This is a genomic window from Parashewanella curva (assembly GCF_003675895.1).
Taxonomy (GTDB): Bacteria; Pseudomonadota; Gammaproteobacteria; order Enterobacterales; family Shewanellaceae; genus Parashewanella; species Parashewanella curva.
Map to the genome: position 1 here is coordinate 26215 of NZ_ML014773.1, position 19590 is coordinate 45804.

Annotated in this window: 18 protein-coding genes; 13 read left to right on the forward strand and 5 right to left on the reverse strand. The window is 42.2% G+C overall.

The features are described from left to right. Positions 1 to 26: 26 nt before the first annotated feature. Together D5018_RS09515 and pomA are read right to left on the reverse strand one after the other, a co-directional pair. The gene (locus D5018_RS09515; protein WP_121838773.1) at positions 27 to 956 is read right to left on the reverse strand and encodes a flagellar motor protein MotB; all 930 of its coding nucleotides are present in this window, start codon (positions 954 to 956) and stop codon (positions 27 to 29) included. 3 nt (positions 957 to 959) lie between these two features. Further along, entirely contained in the window at positions 960 to 1727 is a 768-nt protein-coding gene (gene pomA, locus D5018_RS09520; RefSeq protein ID WP_121838774.1) for a flagellar motor protein PomA, read from the reverse strand. Between the two features lie 534 nt (positions 1728 to 2261). On the opposite strand from pomA, the gene xseB reads away from it, so the two are divergent. From xseB to D5018_RS09540, 4 genes are all read left to right on the forward strand, one after another. Further along, positions 2262 to 2504 carry an exodeoxyribonuclease VII small subunit gene (gene xseB, locus D5018_RS09525; RefSeq protein ID WP_121838775.1) on the forward strand — a complete coding sequence of 81 codons (243 nt, stop codon included), beginning with the start codon at positions 2262 to 2264 and terminating at the stop codon, positions 2502 to 2504. An 11-nt stretch (positions 2505 to 2515) separates the two neighbouring features. Further along, positions 2516 to 3394, forward strand: coding sequence for a (2E,6E)-farnesyl diphosphate synthase (gene ispA, locus D5018_RS09530; RefSeq protein WP_121838815.1), 879 nt, complete (start codon positions 2516 to 2518; stop codon positions 3392 to 3394). Positions 3395 to 3402: 8 nt separating this feature from the next. Further along, positions 3403 to 5268 carry a 1-deoxy-D-xylulose-5-phosphate synthase gene (gene dxs / locus D5018_RS09535; protein WP_121838776.1) on the forward strand — a complete coding sequence of 622 codons (1866 nt, stop codon included), beginning with the start codon at positions 3403 to 3405 and terminating at the stop codon, positions 5266 to 5268. 141 nt (positions 5269 to 5409) lie between these two features. Further along, complete coding sequence (locus D5018_RS09540; RefSeq protein WP_121838777.1) at positions 5410 to 6435, forward strand: ankyrin repeat domain-containing protein; 1026 nt, start codon at positions 5410 to 5412, stop codon at positions 6433 to 6435. A gap of 91 nt (positions 6436 to 6526) precedes the next feature. On the opposite strand, the gene grpE is transcribed toward D5018_RS09540, so the two are convergent. Next, on the reverse strand, positions 6527 to 7123 hold the full coding sequence (gene grpE, locus D5018_RS09545) for a nucleotide exchange factor GrpE (protein WP_121838778.1): 597 nt from the start codon (positions 7121 to 7123) through the stop codon (positions 6527 to 6529). 186 nt (positions 7124 to 7309) lie between these two features. Between grpE and nadK the strand changes: the two genes are divergently transcribed. The 9 genes from nadK (at position 7310) to D5018_RS09590 (ending at position 17413) form a co-directional block, all read left to right on the forward strand. Then, entirely contained in the window at positions 7310 to 8188 is an 879-nt protein-coding gene (nadK, locus tag D5018_RS09550) for an NAD(+) kinase (protein WP_121838779.1), read from the forward strand. Positions 8189 to 8320: 132 nt separating this feature from the next. After that, positions 8321 to 8617, forward strand: coding sequence for a c-type cytochrome (locus tag D5018_RS09555; protein ID WP_121838780.1), 297 nt, complete (start codon positions 8321 to 8323; stop codon positions 8615 to 8617). Positions 8618 to 8918: 301 nt separating this feature from the next. Next, positions 8919 to 11018, forward strand: coding sequence for a transcriptional regulator NosR (gene nosR, locus D5018_RS09560; protein WP_243637419.1), 2100 nt, complete (start codon positions 8919 to 8921; stop codon positions 11016 to 11018). 48 nt (positions 11019 to 11066) lie between these two features. Then, entirely contained in the window at positions 11067 to 12962 is a 1896-nt protein-coding gene (gene nosZ / locus D5018_RS09565; RefSeq protein ID WP_121838781.1) for a TAT-dependent nitrous-oxide reductase, read from the forward strand. A gap of 142 nt (positions 12963 to 13104) precedes the next feature. Further along, positions 13105 to 14400: a nitrous oxide reductase family maturation protein NosD gene (locus D5018_RS09570; protein ID WP_121838782.1), complete on the forward strand. Its 1296-nt coding sequence runs from the start codon at positions 13105 to 13107 to the stop codon at positions 14398 to 14400. Positions 14401 to 14402: 2 nt separating this feature from the next. Next, on the forward strand, positions 14403 to 15347 hold the full coding sequence (locus D5018_RS09575; protein WP_121838783.1) for an ABC transporter ATP-binding protein: 945 nt from the start codon (positions 14403 to 14405) through the stop codon (positions 15345 to 15347). After that, positions 15344 to 16162, forward strand: coding sequence for an ABC transporter permease (locus D5018_RS09580; RefSeq protein ID WP_121838784.1), 819 nt, complete (start codon positions 15344 to 15346; stop codon positions 16160 to 16162). Before D5018_RS09575 ends, D5018_RS09580 begins: the two co-directional genes overlap by 4 nt. After that, positions 16162 to 16647 (forward strand): nitrous oxide reductase accessory protein NosL, encoded by a 486-nt coding sequence (locus D5018_RS09585; RefSeq protein WP_121838785.1) that lies wholly within the window; start codon positions 16162 to 16164, stop codon positions 16645 to 16647. The genes D5018_RS09580 and D5018_RS09585 overlap by 1 nt, the downstream gene beginning before the upstream one ends. 121 nt (positions 16648 to 16768) lie before the next feature. Next, the gene (locus D5018_RS09590; protein WP_121838786.1) at positions 16769 to 17413 is read left to right on the forward strand and encodes a thiopurine S-methyltransferase; all 645 of its coding nucleotides are present in this window, start codon (positions 16769 to 16771) and stop codon (positions 17411 to 17413) included. Between the two features lie 146 nt (positions 17414 to 17559). On the opposite strand, the gene D5018_RS09595 is transcribed toward D5018_RS09590, so the two are convergent. Together D5018_RS09595 and der are read right to left on the reverse strand one after the other, a co-directional pair. Then, complete coding sequence (locus D5018_RS09595) at positions 17560 to 17946, reverse strand: hypothetical protein (protein WP_121838787.1); 387 nt, start codon at positions 17944 to 17946, stop codon at positions 17560 to 17562. 117 nt (positions 17947 to 18063) lie between these two features. Further along, positions 18064 to 19536, reverse strand: a complete 1473-nt coding sequence (gene der / locus D5018_RS09600; protein WP_121838788.1) for a ribosome biogenesis GTPase Der — start codon at positions 19534 to 19536, stop codon at positions 18064 to 18066. Positions 19537 to 19590 lie beyond the last annotated feature (54 nt).

The window sequence follows — 19590 nt, forward strand, 5'->3', positions numbered from 1 at the left end:
CTTTAATCATTCTATATGAGAATGGATTATTGCCCAACTTTGATCGCTTCGGACTCCAAAGCCTTACCTTGCTCAATCGCAATTTCAACACGACGGTTTTTAGCTCGGTTGGCTGCTGAAGTATTTGGGAACAAGGGTTTTGTCGATGCCATACCGACAACTTTTAAACGAGATTCATCAAACCCTTTCGCTTTGATCATTTCATGAGCTACGGATAAGGCACGCTTACTGGATAACTCCCAATTCGAACGATAAAGCTCATTACTGATTTTAGTATCATCCGTATGTCCAGAGACCGTAATAATACCTGGAATGTCTTTCAGAACTGTACCCACTTTGCGCACAATAGGTCTAAACCTTGGCTGTAAAAAACCCGAGCCTGACGCAAAAGACCCCTTCTCACGAATACGGATGATAATTTGCTGCCCTAGTGATTCCACTTCTAGAGCGCCATCTTGAATTTGCTGTTCAAGTTGTTGAGCAATTTTCTTCACCTGCTCATTAATTTGATCTTGCTGAGCTTGTGCTTCTTGAGAATGTTTTGCCACTTCTACTTCTTGAGCCGTGGCAATCGAGTCACCACCACGCTTTTCACCTTGCTGCTCTTGCACCCCCCCAGCACTATCAGCATCACCGGGTTGGAACTTCAAGGTTTGCTGAGTCATGTCGTCGGTTTTTTGATTGATCGTATCAATAGGTGTTGGCTCTGGACGACCGGGGCGAAACTCCAACGCGATAACAGAGGTACCTTTAGGAATGTCCTTCACATTCACTTGGTTTTGCACACCAAAAGCAAATTTCATTGAGCCAGCTAATTGCTTAAACTTAAGCACGTCCATCTCAGAAAATGCTAATAGCAAAACGAAAAAGCACATGAGCAGTGACATCAAATCAGCAAAGGTGGCTAGCCACATTGGAGCGCCTGGTGGTGGACAGTCACACTTATTCTTTGCCATTGGTTATTCACCCTCAGCACTGGCTTCGCCGCGCTTTTTCTCTGACAAATAGCTTTTCAAGAAGCTTTCGATCACTCTTGGATTTTGCCCATCTTGAATGGCTAGCACGGCATCCATGATCAAATTACGATTCAGTATCTCTTCTTCCATTCGCAAAGAAAGTTTATCGGCAATTGGAATCGCGATCATATTAGCAATCATGGCACCATAAAGTGTCGTAAGAAGTGCTACCGCCATCGACGGCCCAATAGTCTTAGGATCATCCATTGCTTGAAGCATGGCCACCAATCCAATCAGTGTACCGATCATTCCCATTGCTGGCGCAACATCCCCCATAGCTTTAAAGATACCAACACCGATTTTATGACGCTCGGCCGTAAGGTCTATGTCTTTTTCTAATGCGGTTCTAACCATTTCACCATCATGACCATCTACCAGCATATCAATGCCTTTTTGCATAAAGCTATTTGAAATTTGAGCTTCTTCAAGCGCCAAAAAGCCACCTTTGCGCGCTGCATCTGCCATGCTAGTGCATTGCTCAATCAGCTCATCTGGCTTATCCAGTTTGAACATAAAGGCTTTAATCGCTACTTTAACGGCACCAAAAAACTGCCCAAGGTTGTACTTCATCATTACCACGAATAATGAACCACCAATAACGATAAGCAACGACGGCACGTTAATAAAAACACCGATACCACCACTGGTAACCATCGACGCAATTACGAAGCCAAAAGCCCCAAGAATTCCAATCAGCGTAGCTAAATCCAAAACCGTCCCTCAAATATTGCTTTTAAATCGCGTCTATAAACTGCGGCATAGTGTATCTAAAGCCAAGTGTGAAGTCGTGGCCTTGGCGCACAATCTTTAACCAGTCAGATTACATTTCGCTCACATATTTATCGGTCATGGTTTCTAAAGGTTTAGAAATAATTAGGGCGTGTTGATCTTTCAGGATTAAATTTTGTGCTATTTGAGCACTTTCCGGTCAAGGCGTGAGCAGTGAAGCTTAGCCATCTAAGTAAGCTGGTCACAACACAGAACAGGAAGTGCTCAAAAGCATCAAAGACAGCGTAAATTGGTCACTTCTGCTGCGTTATCGTTTGTTTATGTGGAATAACCACACCGCACAAACTCTGCCTTGCATAAGATAACCAATTTATCGCTGCAAAAATAATCACGAAAGATCAACACGCCCTAGATATATGCTGTTTATTGAGCAATTATTCCACGAGGAAATTTGACCCACATCGCCTGCTGATATACCTTGTGACAGTTTCAACGGCTGCTTAGGGAGCGAAAATTTTGGCCAAGAAATCTGAAAGTTTAACGTTCGAACAATCGTTAACTTCATTAGAAAAGATTGTAACTGAACTTGAAAAAGGTGATATACCGCTAGATGATGCGCTAAAGCAATTTGAACAAGGCATTGCGCTTGTACGCCAAAGTCAGCAAAAATTGGAACAAGCACAACAAAAAATTTCAATACTGCTTGATGATAACGGCCAAGAACAATTAGTTCCTTTTGACAATAATGGTGATCAGTAGTGAATCAACCCATCTTAACGGATGCTATTGCTCAATACCAAAACCGCATTAATCATTTTCTAGAGCAACAATTAGCGTGCTTGCCCGATCATGCCACAGACTTGAAAAGTGCTATGCAGCACGGGGCGCTATTGGGTGGAAAACGTATTCGTCCCTTTCTTGTTTACAGTGTTGGCGATATGCTGGGTGTGTCTCTCGATAAGTTAGACATTTGTGCTGCCGCGATTGAATGTATTCACGCGTATTCATTAATCCATGACGATTTACCCGCGATGGACGATGATGATCTGCGTCGTGGTCAGCCTACCGTTCACATCGCCTTTGATGAAGCCACTGCTATTTTAGCTGGCGATGCACTTCAAACCTTAGCCTTTGAGATCTTGTCTGGCGACACCGAATTTACCCCACAGCAACAACTCGCTATGATCTGTTCAGTATCAAAAGCAGCCGGTTACCTTGGGATGTGTGGTGGTCAAGCCATTGATTTAGCATCCACAGATAAGCAAATTGATTTAGATCGACTGACTCAATTACACGCCCTAAAAACAGGAGCACTCATTTCTTGCTCCGTTGAACTCGCGATAATTGCGGCCGATGCAAATGACGCTGACCGCGCGTCTTTAATGAAATATGCACAATCTCTAGGGCTCGCCTTTCAAGTTCAAGACGATATTCTTGATATTACGTCTTCAACAGAAGAGCTTGGAAAGCCGCAAGGGTCAGATGAAGAATCGAATAAAAGTACATTCCCACAATTACTTGGTTTGCAAGGCGCGCAACAAACCGCAACACAATTAATTGAGGATGCACTATCCGCCTTAAGTAAATTACCCTACAATACGCAGTTAATCGAACAATTCGCCCAGTATATCGTGGCACGTCGAGTATAAGATTCAGTATAAGCATGGATATTTCGCAATTTCCGGTACTGGCAAAAGCTAATACCCCTGAAGAACTCAGGCTTCTCCCTAAAAGTCAGCTGTCTCAGCTGGCTAATGAATTACGAGAGTTCTTATTAAAATCTGTTGGTAAATCCAGCGGACACTTTGCATCAGGCCTTGGCACTGTAGAACTAACAGTGGCACTTCATTATGTCTATAACACACCCTATGATCGTTTGGTGTGGGACGTTGGTCATCAAGCCTACCCCCATAAAATTCTCACTGGTCGTCGTGACCGTATGCACACTATCCGCCAAAAGGATGGTCTTCACCCTTTCCCATACCGTGAAGAAAGTGAATACGATACTTTTAGTGTTGGTCACTCGAGTACTTCAATCAGTGCTGCTCTGGGCATGGCTATCGCCGCCGATAAAGAGCAATCGGGTCGTAAAGTGGTGTCCGTTATTGGTGATGGCGCCATTACTGGAGGCATGGCTTTTGAAGCCTTAAACCACGCAGGAGCCCTACATAATGACATGTTAGTCATTTTAAATGACAACGAGATGTCAATTTCTGAAAATGTTGGCGCCTTGAATAACCACCTAGCTCAAATCATGTCTGGACGCTTTTATAGCACCATCCGTGAAGGTGGTAAAAAAGTGCTCAAAGATATGCCAATGGTGAAAGAGATGGTTCGCCGTACTGAGGAACACCTCAAAGGTATGGTTGTTCCAGGCACCTTATTTGAAGAGCTGGGCTTTAACTATATCGGCCCCATTGACGGGCACGATGTGAATGCTTTGGTGGAAACACTTGCCAATATGCGTCAGCTTAAAGGGCCGCAATTTTTGCATATTATGACCAAAAAAGGTCGTGGTTATGCTCCTGCAGAGAAAGACCCTATTGGTTGGCATGCTGTACCTAAATTTGATCCAAGTGAATTTAAAAAGCCTGCGAGTAAGGCCAGCAATCCAAGCTTCTCTCAGGTATTTGGTAAGTGGCTTTGCGATGTTGCCACCAATGATGAGAAGTTACTTGCGATTACACCAGCCATGCGTGAAGGCTCTGGTATGGTTGAATTTTCTCAGCGCTTCCCTAAGCAATATTTTGATGCGGCCATTGCTGAGCAACATGCCGTAACACTAGGTGCAGGTTTTGCTGTTGAAGGTTTCAAACCGGTAGTCGCTATCTACTCTACTTTCTTACAGCGTGGCTATGATCAATTGATCCATGATGTTGCACTGCAAAAATTGCCCGTGTTATTTGCAATTGACCGTGGTGGCATTGTTGGCGCTGATGGCCCAACCCATCAAGGTGCTTTTGACTTAAGCTACCTGCGTTGTATTCCTAATATGGTGATTATGGCGCCTGCTGATGAAAATGAATGTCGTCAGATGCTGTATACTGGTTATCGTTACAACGATGGCCCAACGGCGGTTCGTTACCCTCGCGGCAGCGCAACAGGGGCAGAGCAGATTGAGGAAATGACGGCTCTGGAAATTGGCAAAGGCCGCATGATGCGTCAAGGTAAAAACATTGCCATATTAAATTTTGGTACTCGTTTATCTTGCGCTTTATCAGCTGCCGAAACCTTAGATGCCACTGTTGCAGATATGCGCTTTGTAAAACCGCTAGATGAAGAATTGTTAAAAGAGCTAGCCGCTTCTCATGATGTGATTGTAACCGTAGAAGAAAACGCCATTATGGGTGGTGCTGGTTCTGGTGTCATTGAGTTCTTTGCTAAAAACAAGATACTCAAACCAACGCTACAGATTGGTTTACCCGATGAATTTATTAAGCAAGGCACTCAAACAGAAGTATCTGCAGAACTTAATATTGATGCAGAAGGTATCATCAAACAAATCAACGAATTTTTAAAATAGGAGCTGATTTTCAGCTCCTTTTCTTTATCTATTTTCCATCCCACGATAAGGATTAATCATAATTAACCCAATGGACTTTTAAATAAGACTCAACTGTAAGATAGTTTCTTTAGTATTTTGCTATTGTTAACTTTATCCTTTATGTCTGCTGCTTCAATTCCGACTTTTGACTTACAGTATGTTTTAATCAACGGCTGTCAATTCGTACACAGTGATGATTTAACCAAAATAGCTCACAACACTCATAACTCGAGTAAATTCATACAAGTCAAAGCTAACGGCTTGACTGAAACCTATACAGTGAGAGCTAGGCAACAAAGCATGGTTTGCTATAACTGGTGGTTGGCATCAAAGGGAGTCTTTTCCTTTAGTGTGGATGAAGAACACTACAAAGTTCTCAGTACGATTGAAGATCGCCTAAACAACAGCATCTTTCTAATTAATCTAATTGCTAAAGATAAAATCAATGAAGTTTTTGATATGTTTAGAAAAGGTGTAAATCTAGATGTATTTGCCCCAGATTCTCATTTCCAAACACCTTTATACGCAGCTGTACATAAAGAAAATACAGAAATAGTGAAAAAGCTTCTAGTAGATGGGGCGTCAGTAAATACGGAGGGCATGAAAGGCCAAAAAACACCACTTCATATTGCAGCCTACAAAGGCAATACTGAAATAGTTACGCTTCTACTTGAATACAATGCCGATCCATATGCATTGGATAACGATAACAATACTCCGCTCATAATTGCAAGAAATAGAGGTCATTCAGAGATTGTTGTAATGTTAGAAAAAACATTAAACGACAGATCTCCATTTCCTGTTTCATGTGTTTCTGAAAGTGATCACGATGATAAAGAAGATGAATGGTTAGATATCAGCAAATTAGATATTCAAGAGTCACAAAACAGTACAGAATCTATCGAAGAGGAATGTTCAGTAAAAAATGAATCAAAACAAATGGAAAAACAGCAGGAAAATCTGGAATCACAGGAAAAAGAAGAGCCTGTAATTGTTGACACTGAGCCACAAGATTCTCAGTCTCAAGAAAGCTCAACTTTCCCTAGTAGTCAAGCTATGGTTATATGTGAGAAAAATCAGTTCTCGCTTGATAATCCGCTTTATCAAGACGATCCAGATATACCGGAGAAGACTTCGTCTCTATAAAACTAAAATGGAAAAATTAACGGCGACATAAAGTCGCCGTTAATCCTCGAAACACCAAAGGTGCTTCTTCAAGTATTACTCGTGCGGTAATTTATCCTTGAGATACCATCACCATTGCTGGGCGCAATAAACGGTCATTCAACATATAGCCTTTTTGCATCACAGCCATAACAGTATTAGCAGGATAATCATCGCTAGGTTGCATACCAATGGCTTGGTGTTGATCTGGATTGAAAGTTTCTCCAGTAGGGTCAACTACTTTCACACCAAACTTTTCTACAGCGCTCACTAAAGTCTTACGAGTTAGGTTAACACCTTCATGTAAGGCTTTCATTGGGCCTTCTTCATCTTCGATGTTTAGACCAGCAACCGCGTGATCCATGTTATCCATTACAGGCAAAAGCTCATTCACAAACTTTTCTAGTGCAAACTTGCGTGCTTTTTCAACATCCATAGCCGCACGACGACGAATGTTTTCTGTTTCAGCAGCAGCACGTACAACAGAATCTTTTTGCTCATCGACCTTAGCTGTAGCAGCAGCTAGAGCTTGTTCTAACTCTTCGATACGAAAATTAGCCTGAGTCAATTCATCCACTAATTCAGGAGATTCAACGGTTTCAGCTTCTGTTTCAGGGGTAGCCACTTCATCCATTTGTTCTTCTTGTACCTTTTCTGCTTCTTTACTCATCTTAACTCCAGCTATACAAGCTTTATTACTACCATTAGCTATGGGATATCCTAGTAATGGTATTTTATCTACTATGCGCTTATTATGGGGATCATTTTTAGCGTTTCAACCCCAAATCACTGTACTCGAGTAGTTTAACGGTACTAAACTAAGTTAAATCAAGGTAACCAGAACTTTAATATCTATATGAAGGCAAAATTTACCACCATAGGACTTATTGGCAAACCCCAACATTCAGGTGCAAATGCAACCCTGACGGCGCTGAATCACTGGTTAAAATCTCGTGGGTTGAAGGTATTGGTTGAATCAAGAGTTGCTAAAGATATTGGTGAAGGCGTCGAAGCTGTTGAACTGATAGAAATAGGTAAACAATGCGATTTAGCCATTGTCGTTGGCGGTGATGGCAATATGCTGGGAGCTGCTCGAGTCTTGTCTCGGTTTAATATTGGAGTGATAGGTGTCAATCGTGGAAATTTAGGCTTTTTAACTGATATATCTCCTGATGACTTTGAAAGCACACTCTCTGCGGTTTTAGAGGGAGATTTTGAGGTTGAGCAACGTTTTTTGCTGGAAGCAGAAGTTCACCGTCATGGCAAATTAAAAGCCAGTAATAGTGCTGTTAATGAAACGGTCTTACACCCCAATCAAGTCGCCCACATGATTGAATTTGAAGTCTATATTGATGATAAATTCATGTATAGCCAACGAGCAGATGGAATGATTATTTCCACACCAACGGGCTCAACCGCTTATTCTCTTTCTGCGGGAGGTGCTATTTTAACCCCGAATTTAGATGCATTAATTTTAGTACCAATGTTTCCGCATACTATGTCGTGTCGCCCTATCGTTGTGGACGCAAAAAGTACAATAAAGCTGGTGGTATCGCCCGAGCATGATGACAACTTCGAAGTCAGCTGCGATGGCCATGTCCATCTTTCTGTTCTCCCCGGTGATGAGATCATCATTCGAAGAAGCCCAGAAAAATTAACTCTAATCCATCCAAAAGGCTATAGCTACTTCCATGTCCTTCGTAACAAGCTAGGCTGGGGAAGTAAATTATTCTAGGCTGATCACAGTTTTAATCCTCAAACTTGTCCAAAGTCAATTTTTCTTATTTTCAACTTGTTATCATCAAAAATGTGATAATAGGAACAAAATACTGCTCAATTTACTTTTGAACAGTTTGAGGAAAATGAAATGAAAAAAATTATACTCCTAGCATTAGCTTGTGCTGTATCGGCACCAGCATTATCTGCTGACATTGCCGCAGGTAAAGCAAAATCAATGATGTGTGCAGCTTGCCACGGTACTGACGGTATGTCGATGATACCTATGTACCCAAACCTAAAAGGTCAAAAAGCACAGTACCTTGAAAAACAATTGAGAGACTTCAAATCTGGTGCCCGTAAAGACCCAACCATGGCGCCAATGGCGATGCCTTTATCTGATGCTGATATCAAAAATATTTCAGCTTATTATGCAAGCTTGAAGTAAGTTTGAAGTAAGTTTGAATCGCGCACTAATTATGGAGACCGCCCCTCTTTGGTCTTCATAATTTTGTCTTTTTATTTCCTCTAGTTGCCTTTTCCTGAGTAAATTACTCAACTAAATTTTGATCTTCATCAAACCCTCAGAACAAGACTCAACCAAAAATTGATTTCGATCATTACCTGACTAATTCAGTCAACTTATGATGCCTCTATCAAAGTGCGACATTTTGTCGCACCCAGTGTTAGGGGACACGATTGTGGGCATTAATGGATGGAAGTTTCAGCTATCAACATTAGCGTTAATCATGCTATTTATGTCTTTGCTGATCATCAGTTTTACGAGTCATGCACTATTTGTTAGCCCACCCAAAGATCCGATACCTATTATCGAGACAACCTTTCCTGAAGCGACTCAAATCACCGATAAGCAAGGTGAGTATCATCTTAGAAAAATCTTTAAAGGCGATGATTTACTTGGCTATGCTTTTGAAACCAATGATATAGCCAAAATCCCTGCGTATTCTGGTGAACCAGTTAATATGCTGGTTATCATCGACCCCAGAGGAAACTATGTAACCGCAAAGGTACTAGAACACCACGAACCCATTATTCTTGCAGGTATACCAGAGAGTAAACTGGATGATTTTGCAGACCAATATAAAGGTCTCTCTGTCAAAGACCGTTTAAAAGTTGGTGGCAACAGCTCTGAAGGAACTATCAATATTGATGGTCTATCTGGTGCGACAGTAACGGTAATGGTGATGAACGTTGCCATTACTAAAGCAGCCAATAAAGCCGCAATTTCTTTAGGCATTATTGAACCTAAGTCTGATGTGATTCAACCTATTTCAACCATCAAACAGGATGTATTTGAAAAAGCCGACTGGCTGAAACTAACTGGTGACGGTTCAATCCGCAAGCTCTACCTAAACCGAGCTAAAGTCGATGACGCCTTTGTTGGTACTGAAGCCGAACATATCGAAAAAGCAGAGCCTTCACAGAAGAAGGACATGTTCGCTGAGGTGTATTACACCATCGCCGATATCCCAACTATTGGCCGTAACCTTTTAGGTGATGCTGAGTATGAGTACCAAATCAAGAACCTTAAAAAAGGCGAGCATCTTGTTGCCTTATTGGGTAATGGCTACTCATTTAAAGGTTCTGGTTACGTCCGTGGTGGGATTTTCGACCGTATCCAAGTGCATCAAAATGATGAAGCCATTGCCTTCCGTGATTTAGACCATCAACGTCTTACAGATATCTACATTGCAGGCGCGCCTCAATTCCACGAAATGTCTTTGTTCAAAGTCCAAGACCACTTTGAATTTGATCCGGGCGCACCTTGGCAGTTTGAACTGTTAGTTCGCCGCCAAACTGGCCCAATCGACAGTATCTTTACCAGCTTTAAAGGTCAGTACGACTCTCTTGAAAAGTATGTTGATACACCACCAGCCATTGTGCCTGAGCCAGAGCTAACGCTTGTTCAGCAAGTTTGGAAAGACCGCACTCCTGAAGTCATTGTGCTGTCTTTGTTAATTATTGTTCTATTACTGATTTTGTTCTTCCAAGATGTATTAGTTCAGCACCCTAAATTTATGCATCGTCTGCGACATGGCTTCTTGGTTGTTACCGTAGTGTTTGTCGGTTGGGCTTGGGGCGGACAATTGTCTGTGGTTAACGTATTCACTTTCCTACATTCATTGATGACCAAGTTCTCTTGGGATTTATTCCTACTTGACCCAATTATTTTCACTTTATGGTGTGCAGCAGCCGTCACCATCATCTTATGGGGACGTGCGGTGTATTGCGGCTGGTTATGCCCATTTGGCGCATTGCAAGAGTTAGTCAATGTATTTGGTCGTTGGATAAAGTTGCCACAAATCGAGCTGCCATTTGCCGTACATGAGCGCTTATGGGCAATCAAATATCTTATTCTACTGGGCTTATTTGGTCTGTCATTAGACTCTCTCGCCCTTGCTGAAAAATTTGCTGAAGTAGAGCCATTTAAAACTACTTTCTTATTGAAGTTTGATCGTGAGTGGCCATTTGTTCTGTATGCCTCAACCCTGATTTTAATCAACTTGGTTAACCGCAAAACTTTCTGCCGCTACCTATGTCCACTCGGTGCCGCCCTTTCAGTAGGCAATGGTATCCGTTTATTCGACTGGCTGAAGCGTCGTAAAGAATGTGGTCAACCATGTCAAACCTGCGCCAAAGAGTGTGAGATTCAAGCGATTTACCCTAACGGTGAAATCAATATGCGCGAATGTCACTACTGTCTAGATTGTCAGGTGACCTACTACGACGAGGAGAAGTGCCCTCCTCTGAAAAAGAAAGCTTACAAACGTAAGAAACGCTCCGAAGAGAGCTTAAAAGAACAAGAAATACCAACGATATCTGTTTAATAAAACTAATGCGGCTGCAAAGGGTAGCCAAATGATGGAGATTGCAATATGCAAGATAAAGACAACAACACGGAATTGCACAATGAAGTGCAAAATGCCGATAGACGTCGTTTCATGGGGAAGACTGCTTTACTTGGTGCAGGCGCAGTTGCTGCGCCAATGTCAGCCGCGATGTTTGCTTCTATGGCAAAAGCACAAGCTTCTGAAGCAGGCAAAAATAGCCCGTTCGTTCACCCAGGTGAATTAGATGAATACTACGGCTTCTGGAGTGGTGGTCACTCTGGTGAAGTACGTATTCTAGGTATTCCATCAATGCGTGAACTGATGCGTATTCCAGTATTCAATACAGACTCTGCAACAGGCTGGGGTATCACCAACGAAAGTAAGCGCATTAAGGGCGACAGTGCTCATCTTCATGCGGGTGACTCTCACCACCCTCACATGAGTATGACTGACGGTCGTTACAACGGTAAGTACGTATTCATCAACGATAAAGCCAACACTCGTGTTGCTCGTATTCGTTGTGACGTAATGAAAACCGATAAAATGATCACCATCCCGAACGTACAAGCTATCCACGGTTTGCGTGTTCAAAAAGTACCATACACTAAGTATGTTATTTGTAACGGTGAATTCGAAATCCCAATGGACAACAATGGTAAAGAAACGTTGGAAGACGTAAGTACTTACCGTTCATTGTTCAATGTTATTGACGCTGAAAAAATGGAAGTAGCCTTCCAAGTAATGGTTGACGGTAACTTAGATAACACCGATGCCGACTACGATGGTAAATACTTCGCCTCTACCTGTTATAACTCAGAAATGGGTACAAACCTAGGTGAGATGATCACCAACGAACGAGACCATGTTGTGGTATTCAGCTTAGCTCGTTGTGAAGCAGCACTTAAAGCAGGAAAATTCAAAACCTACAATGGTAACAATGTTCCTGTACTTGATGGTCGTAAAGGTTCTGACCTAACTCGTTACATCCCAGTGCCTAAGTCACCACACGGTATGAACACTTCACCAAGTGGTAAATACTTCGTAGCAAACGGCAAGCTTTCTCCAACCGTATCAGTTATCCAAATTGATAAACTAGACGACCTATTCAACGATAAAATCAAGCCTCGTGATACTGTAGTTGCAGAACCAGAATTAGGCTTAGGCCCATTACATACCGCGTTTGATAACAAGGGTAACGCTTATACAACCTTGTTCCTTGATAGCCAAATCGCTAAGTGGAACGTAGAAGATGCCATCGCTCATTACCAAGGTAAAAAAGTTAACTACCTACGTCAAAAGCTAGATGTGCATTATCAACCAGGTCATAACCATACCTCTGCGGGTGAAACGCGTGATGCTGACGGTAAGTGGCTAATCTCACTATGTAAGTTCTCGAAAGACCGCTTCTTACCTGTAGGTCCACTTCGTCCTGAAAACGATCAGTTAATCGATATTTCTGGTGACGAAATGAAGCTGGTACACGATGGCCCAACTTATGCCGAGCCACACGATTGTATGATCGTACACCGCAGCAAAATGAAGCCGAACAAGCTTTGGACTCGTACTGACCCAATTTTCGCCGACACTGTAGCGATGGCGAAAAAAGATGGCGTTACGCTAGAAACGGATAACAAAGTCATTCGTGAGGGTAACAAAGTACGTGTTTACATGACGTCTGTTGCACCAAACTTTGGTCTAACTGAATTTAAAGTGAAATTAGGCGATGAAGTAACGGTCGTAGTAACGAACCTTGACCAAGTTGAAGACGTAACTCACGGTTTCTGTATGACCAACCATGGTGTTCAAATGGAAGTGGGTCCACAAGCTACTGCATCTGTGACCTTTACAGCAAATCAACCAGGCGTACAGTGGTATTACTGTAACTGGTTCTGTCACGCACTTCACATGGAAATGCGCGGTCGTATGTTGGTTGAAGCGTAAGCTTTAATCTTCATACTCTAAATGCCAGAGTGCGGTTACGCTCTGGCTTTATTAAGGAAATACAAATGATATGACAATGCGCTTATGTTTTTTTGGTTCCAATCGGCCTAACGGCCATCGATTTTTTTCATGCATCTCCACGATGCTAGCACTCTTTTTTACGTCTTTTTTTGCTTACAGCGCAACCATCACAGTCTCTCCAAACCAAGACTTACAACAACTGCTTGATAACAGCCAAAGCGGCGATGAATTTCTGTTGAAACAGGGAGAATATCAAGGCAACTTTACCATCACCCGCCCTTTAACACTCAAAAGCATTCAACCTCATAAAGCCGTATTTAATGCTGGCGGTAAAGGTAATGGCATATATGTAAAAAGTGAATATGTCACACTAGAAAATTTAAAAGTGATCAATTGGGGTGATGATCTTACCGAGCAAGATGCTGGTATTTACATCGACAAAAACAGCCACCATTTGGCCTTAATCAACAACCAACTTCAAGGTGACGCCTTTGGTATTTGGGTGGACAAATGCGACGACGTTAAGGTGATAAATAATACGGTTGTGGGTAACCCGAAATTACGCTCAGCAGACCGAGGCAATGGCATTCAGCTGGCGTCTGTAAGTAACGGCATTATCCGAGGCAATACCACCAGTTTAGTGCGTGATGGCCTATATGTTATCGCCAGTAAAAATAACACGCTCGAACACAATACCATGCACGACCTACGCTATGGTATTCACTACATGTACTCCTATGACAATAAGGTCCAGTACAACCTTTCGTACAACACTCGTGCAGGCTATGCCTTAATGAGTTCACGACGCCTTATCGTCAATCATAACGTCACTCGAAACAGTGAGGATTATGGTTTCCTACTTAATTACATTACTCAATCAGACATCAGTTACAACATCGTCGACCACGTTTGGACCAAACCTGAAAACAAAGTATTAGGTAGAGAAGGTAAAGGTCTGTTTGTTTATAACTCTGGCTACAACACCATCAGCCACAACATTGTTGATACTGCAGAAATCGGTATTCACCTCACCGCTGGCTCAGAAAAAACCAAAGTCTTTGCCAACTCCTTCATCAACAACCCTGTGCAAGTGAAGTACGTGGTAAACCGTGAAGAAGAATGGAGCAAAGAGGGGGGTGGTAACTATTGGAGCAACTATTTAGGCTGGGATCTCAATCATGACGGTCGAGGCGATACCCCATTTGAGCCTAACGATGGTATCGACAAAATGGTTTGGCAATATCCTGAAGCCAAAATGCTATTAGACAGTCCAGCTGTGTTAATTTTACGCTGGTTCCAAAGTCAATTCCCTGTATTAAAACCAGTCGGGGTGAAGGACAGTCACCCACTGATGAAGCCGCTTGCCGTTGACGACGAAAAAGACGCTGGCGCCATGGCAATGACGGAGAACAAATAATTATGACAACTCATTCTCAACCCATTGTAGAGCTGACTAACGTCAACAAGCACTACGACAAAGTAAAAGCATTACAAGGTATCAACCTTAAAGTTATGCCCGGTGAAGTATTAGGTTTATTCGGTCACAACGGTGCCGGCAAAACCACAATGATGAAGCTGATTTTAGGCATCATCAAAGCCACCAGCGGTACCGTTAATGTCTTGAACGCCGATCCTATATCTTCGCAAGCATTCGAAAGCCGCAAACACATTGGTTATCTGCCTGAGAATGTCAGCTTTTATGATCACTTAACGGGTAAAGAAGTGCTCACCTATTTTGCTCGCCTCAAAAAAGTGCCGAAACAGCAAATCACTGACCTCCTTGAGCAAGTTGGCTTAACCCATGCCATGAACCGTGCGGTGAAAACCTACTCCAAAGGAATGCGACAACGCCTTGGTTTGGCTCAAGCATTTTTAGGGCAACCCAAATTATTACTACTCGACGAACCCACAGTAGGCCTTGATCCAATTGCTACCCAAGAGTTTTATCAAAGCGTAGATAAACTCAAAAGCACTGGGGCGAGTATTATTCTATGCTCTCATGTTCTTCCTGGTGTTGAGCAGCACATTGATAAAGCCATCATCATTTCGGGCGGTAAACCACTGGCTCAAGGCAGTTTGCAAGAGTTACGTCAACAAGCTCAGTTGCCCGTAACCATCAAAACTCAGGGCTTAAATGGCGCATTAGTGACTGATGAACGCTTTGGTGATTTTGTTGTTGCCGCAGACGAACTTAAAGTGCCAGAAGAGAAAAACCTTGAAGTGGTAAAACAACTATTAGAGATGAATAATATCTCTAACCTGCAAGTATTACCGGCCGATTTAGAGCAAGTCTATCAATACTATTTGTCACATGAGCATTTGTCTCAAAAACCAGTCAACACTACAGAGGAGACAAAAGCATGAGCCCAGTGTTATCTGTAGCTATTAAAGAGTTTCAAGACGGTTTACGCAACCGCTGGTTGATCTCTATTACATTAATTTTTGCGATTTTGTCACTAGGGTTAAGTTACTACGGCTCAGTTGCGTCAGGGGAAATTGGCTTAACCTCGATTTCTTCAACCATCGCCAGTTTATCGAGCTTAGCGGTATTTTTGATCCCACTGATTGCACTTCTGCTTGCCTATGACAGCTTTGTTGGCGAGCAAGAATCTGGCACCTTATTACTGCTACTTACCTACCCTATCAGCCACTCACAATTGCTGCTGGGTAAGTTTGTCGGTCAAGGTGCGATTATGGCGTTAGCCACCGTTCTCGGCTTTGGCAGTGCGGCAGTATTACTTGGCTTTCAAATGGATTTTGCCTCAGTGATGCACAGCTTTGGTTTGTTCATTCTCACTGCCATTTTGCTGGGTCTTTGCTTTATCTCTATCGCTTATGTCATTAGCTTGGTTGTAAGCGAAAAATCCAAAGCAGCTGGACTGGCTTTAATCCTCTGGTTCTTCTTTATTTTAGTGTTCGATTTAGGTTTATTAGCTGTATTAGTTGGAATGGAAGATGGATTGTCACAACAACAGCTTGTTAATTTGATGCTGCTCAATCCAGCCGATATCTTTCGTATGGTAAATTTAGCCAGTCTTGATACTTCAGACGTCAACGGTGTATTAGCCGTTGCCATTAATGGCAGTATTTCGCCATTAGGGTTATTAGGCTTGCAGCTGGCATGGATTGTTACGCCACTTGTTGCAGCAGGATTTATTTTTAATAGGAAAACACTGTAATGAAATTGGCAACTAAAATCTTATTACTGGCTGTTGGCATAATGTTAGCCTCTTGCAGTAAAGAACCTGAAACCTTATCAGCACGACAAGCACAAGCAATACATTCTGGCGATGAGTGCCATTTATGCGGAATGCTCATTAAGAATTTTCCCGGCCCTAAAGGTGAGCTTTACACTAAAACTGAAAACTCTGTAAAAAAGTTTTGCTCAACCCGCGATATGTTTACTTTCCTACTTGATCCTGAATACAAAAAACAGGTGAAAGAGGCCTATGTGCATGACATGAGCAAAGCCCACTGGAAAACACCCGATGACAATCATTTTATTGATGCTCGTCAAGCGTGGTATGTGATTGGTTCAACTAAAAAAGGCGCAATGGGTAAAACCTTAGCCAGCTTCGGCACTCAGCAACAAGCTCAAGATTTTGCAACTGAGTTCGGCGGTAAGGTTTATTCATTTGATCAAATTACCTTAAAAATTCTATAAAAGTATTGTTATTCACTCCATTCAAGCGAGGAGCTAATTGAAATTATTAGCTCCCCGTAACCTTATCAATTAGCTCTGATTTATTTTACAATCGAAATAAATTTCCCCATTGGATAAAAAGATGCAACACGAAGAATGGATAAGCCGTTGGAAAGAAAATCGCATTGGGTTTCACCGACAAGATTTTAACCACTATCTTTTAGAATACTGGCCTCAATCTAGCTCAGGCTCAGTGTTTGTTCCTTTATGCGGTAAATCGTTAGATCTAATTTGGTTGGCAAAACAGGGACACAAAGTCATTGGTTCCGAATTAATCACCAAAGCGGTTGAAGCTTTTTATGAAGAACAAGACCTACCCTATCAGTTAAACAACTATTCAACGCATACGACTTATTCAAACGAGAATATCTGCATTCATCAAGGTGATTTTTTCAGGTTACCAGAAGGATTAATCGAAAGTGAATATTTTTATGATCGAGCCGCATTAATTGCCCTACCAAAGGAATACCGTCAAGACTATGCAAAACAACTGCTGCAAGTTGCTCCACGGTTAAAGCAAGGTTTATTGATAACCTTAGAATACGATCAAAACATTGCAAACGGCCCACCATTTGCCGTTTTAGAAACTGAAGTTCATGAATTATTTGGTGAGCAATTTATCATTGAGAAGCTTACTCAAGAGATTGTACCCGCTTTTCCTTCCGCAGTTGAAAAAGGTATCACAGAATTTAACGAAGTCGTTTATCAACTCATCCTTAAGAAATAATTCTGTTCTCCCTCTGAAAATAATAAATACCGTTTTGCTCTTTGAAACAAATTAGGGGGAGCCTTATTTTATCAAGTCAAGCTATGGCTTAAGGGACAAGTCCAAAGGACTTGAAGTTTAACCTAGAATCAAGGGTTTAAAACGTTTTACTGTCTATACCAACTCACCAATCTCATGACGGATTCGTCTTCTAGCTTTTGCACTATGTAGTCTTTTAGCGCTGAGGTTGTTTGACCACTTTTGCCTATCACTCTTCGGCCCTGAGATAAGCACAAATCAGCAAAACCATTACTAACCCGTTCAAGTTCTTTAAGCTGCTTATTATTAAAGGTGGCAAGATAGAGCTTTGCAGAGCGTTCGTTTAACACTTCAATTTCTATTTGCCCATTAATAGGCAAGGAATTATGACCTGCAATAGGTCCATTTTGCTCTGATACATATGATCCATTGCTTAACTTTACTAACTTATCATGGTTACATTTATAAATACTTAAGCCTAATGGGTTAGGATCAAACAAGCGTAAACCAAACATATTTTGTAACCCTCAATTCTTTATCTAGCAGCCATTATAGAATTGAATTGAATATGCAAGTAATTAACCTTTCTTAATTCTTTAACAAAAAAGGGACTTTAAAGTCCCTTTCATTCATTACTCTTTATTTTTACGACTATTCAAGTGCGCCATTGCACGTTTACGACGGCGCTCTTGGCTTAAGGTTAGCTTCTCTTTCTTGCCCTCAAATGGGTTTGAGCTTTCGTGGAAGCGTAACTGAATTGGTGAACCTACAATGTTCAATGAACGACGGAAGTAGTTCATCATATAGCGCTTGTACGAATCAGGCAGCTTTGAAACCTGATTACCATGTACAACCACGATTGGCGGGTTGTAACCACCTGCGTGCGCATATTTAAGCTTCACACGACGGCCATTGATCATCGGCGGTTGGTGATCATCTTGCGACATCTGCATAATACGAGTCAGCATTGAAGTACTCACACGCTTAGTTGCACTGTCATAGGCTTCTTCTATCGATTCAAAGATATGACCAACACCAGTACCGTGTAGTGCAGAGATAAAGTGAATACGAGCAAAGTCGATAAACCCTAGACGACGATCAAGTTCGCTCTTAACGCGCTCACGGTCATCATTGCTCATGTTGTCCCATTTGTTTACTGCAAGAACCAGTGCCTTACCTGCGTTCAATACGAAGCCTAGTAACCCTAAGTCTTGCTCACTGATCCCTTCTCTAGCATCAATAACAATCAACACTACGTTAGCGTCTTCAATGGCCTTTAGGGTTTTAATTACCGAGAACTTCTCAACGGCTTGATGTACTTTAGAGCGACGACGAACACCAGCAGTATCAATAACAATGTATTCGCGATCATCACGTTCCATTGGGATATAAATACTGTCACGAGTCGTACCAGGCTCATCATAAACGACAACGCGGTCTTCACCGAGAACACGGTTTGTTAGTGTTGACTTACCAACGTTCGGCTTACCGATGATTGCTAACTTGATCGGTAATTCTTGCAAACGCTTTTGTTCTTCTTCCGCTTCTTCTTCTGTGTACTCACGGATTTTTTCAGGATCTTCCAGTTCTTTATCACGGTCGATTCCCATGGCTTCAGCATAAGGTGCTAAAGCCTGATCAATCATTGAAGTTACACCACGACCTTGTGAAGCCGCCATTTGGTAAACATTACCAATGCCTAGCCCCCAGAACTCAGCAATGGCAGAGTCACCATCAATGCCATCAACTTTGTTGGCAACTAAGAAGGTGGTTTTATCACGCACACGAAGATGGTCGGCTAAGGCCTGATCCGCTGCTGTTAACCCTGCTCTAGCATCAACCATGAATAAAACCACATCGGCTTCTTCAATCGCCGCTAATGACTGTTCTGCCATTTTGGTTTCAATGCCTTCTTCTGTACCATCGATACCACCAGTATCAACCACGATAAACTCATAACCTGCCAAAAAGGCACGACCATATTTTCGATCACGGGTTAACCCGGGGAAGTCGGCAACAAGTGCATCTCGAGTACGAGTAAGACGGTTAAACAGGGTCGATTTACCAACATTCGGACGACCAACAAGCGCCACTACAGGGATCATTTTATGCCTCTATATACTACTGGGTTTCTAAACTGGCTATCACTGAAAAGTGCC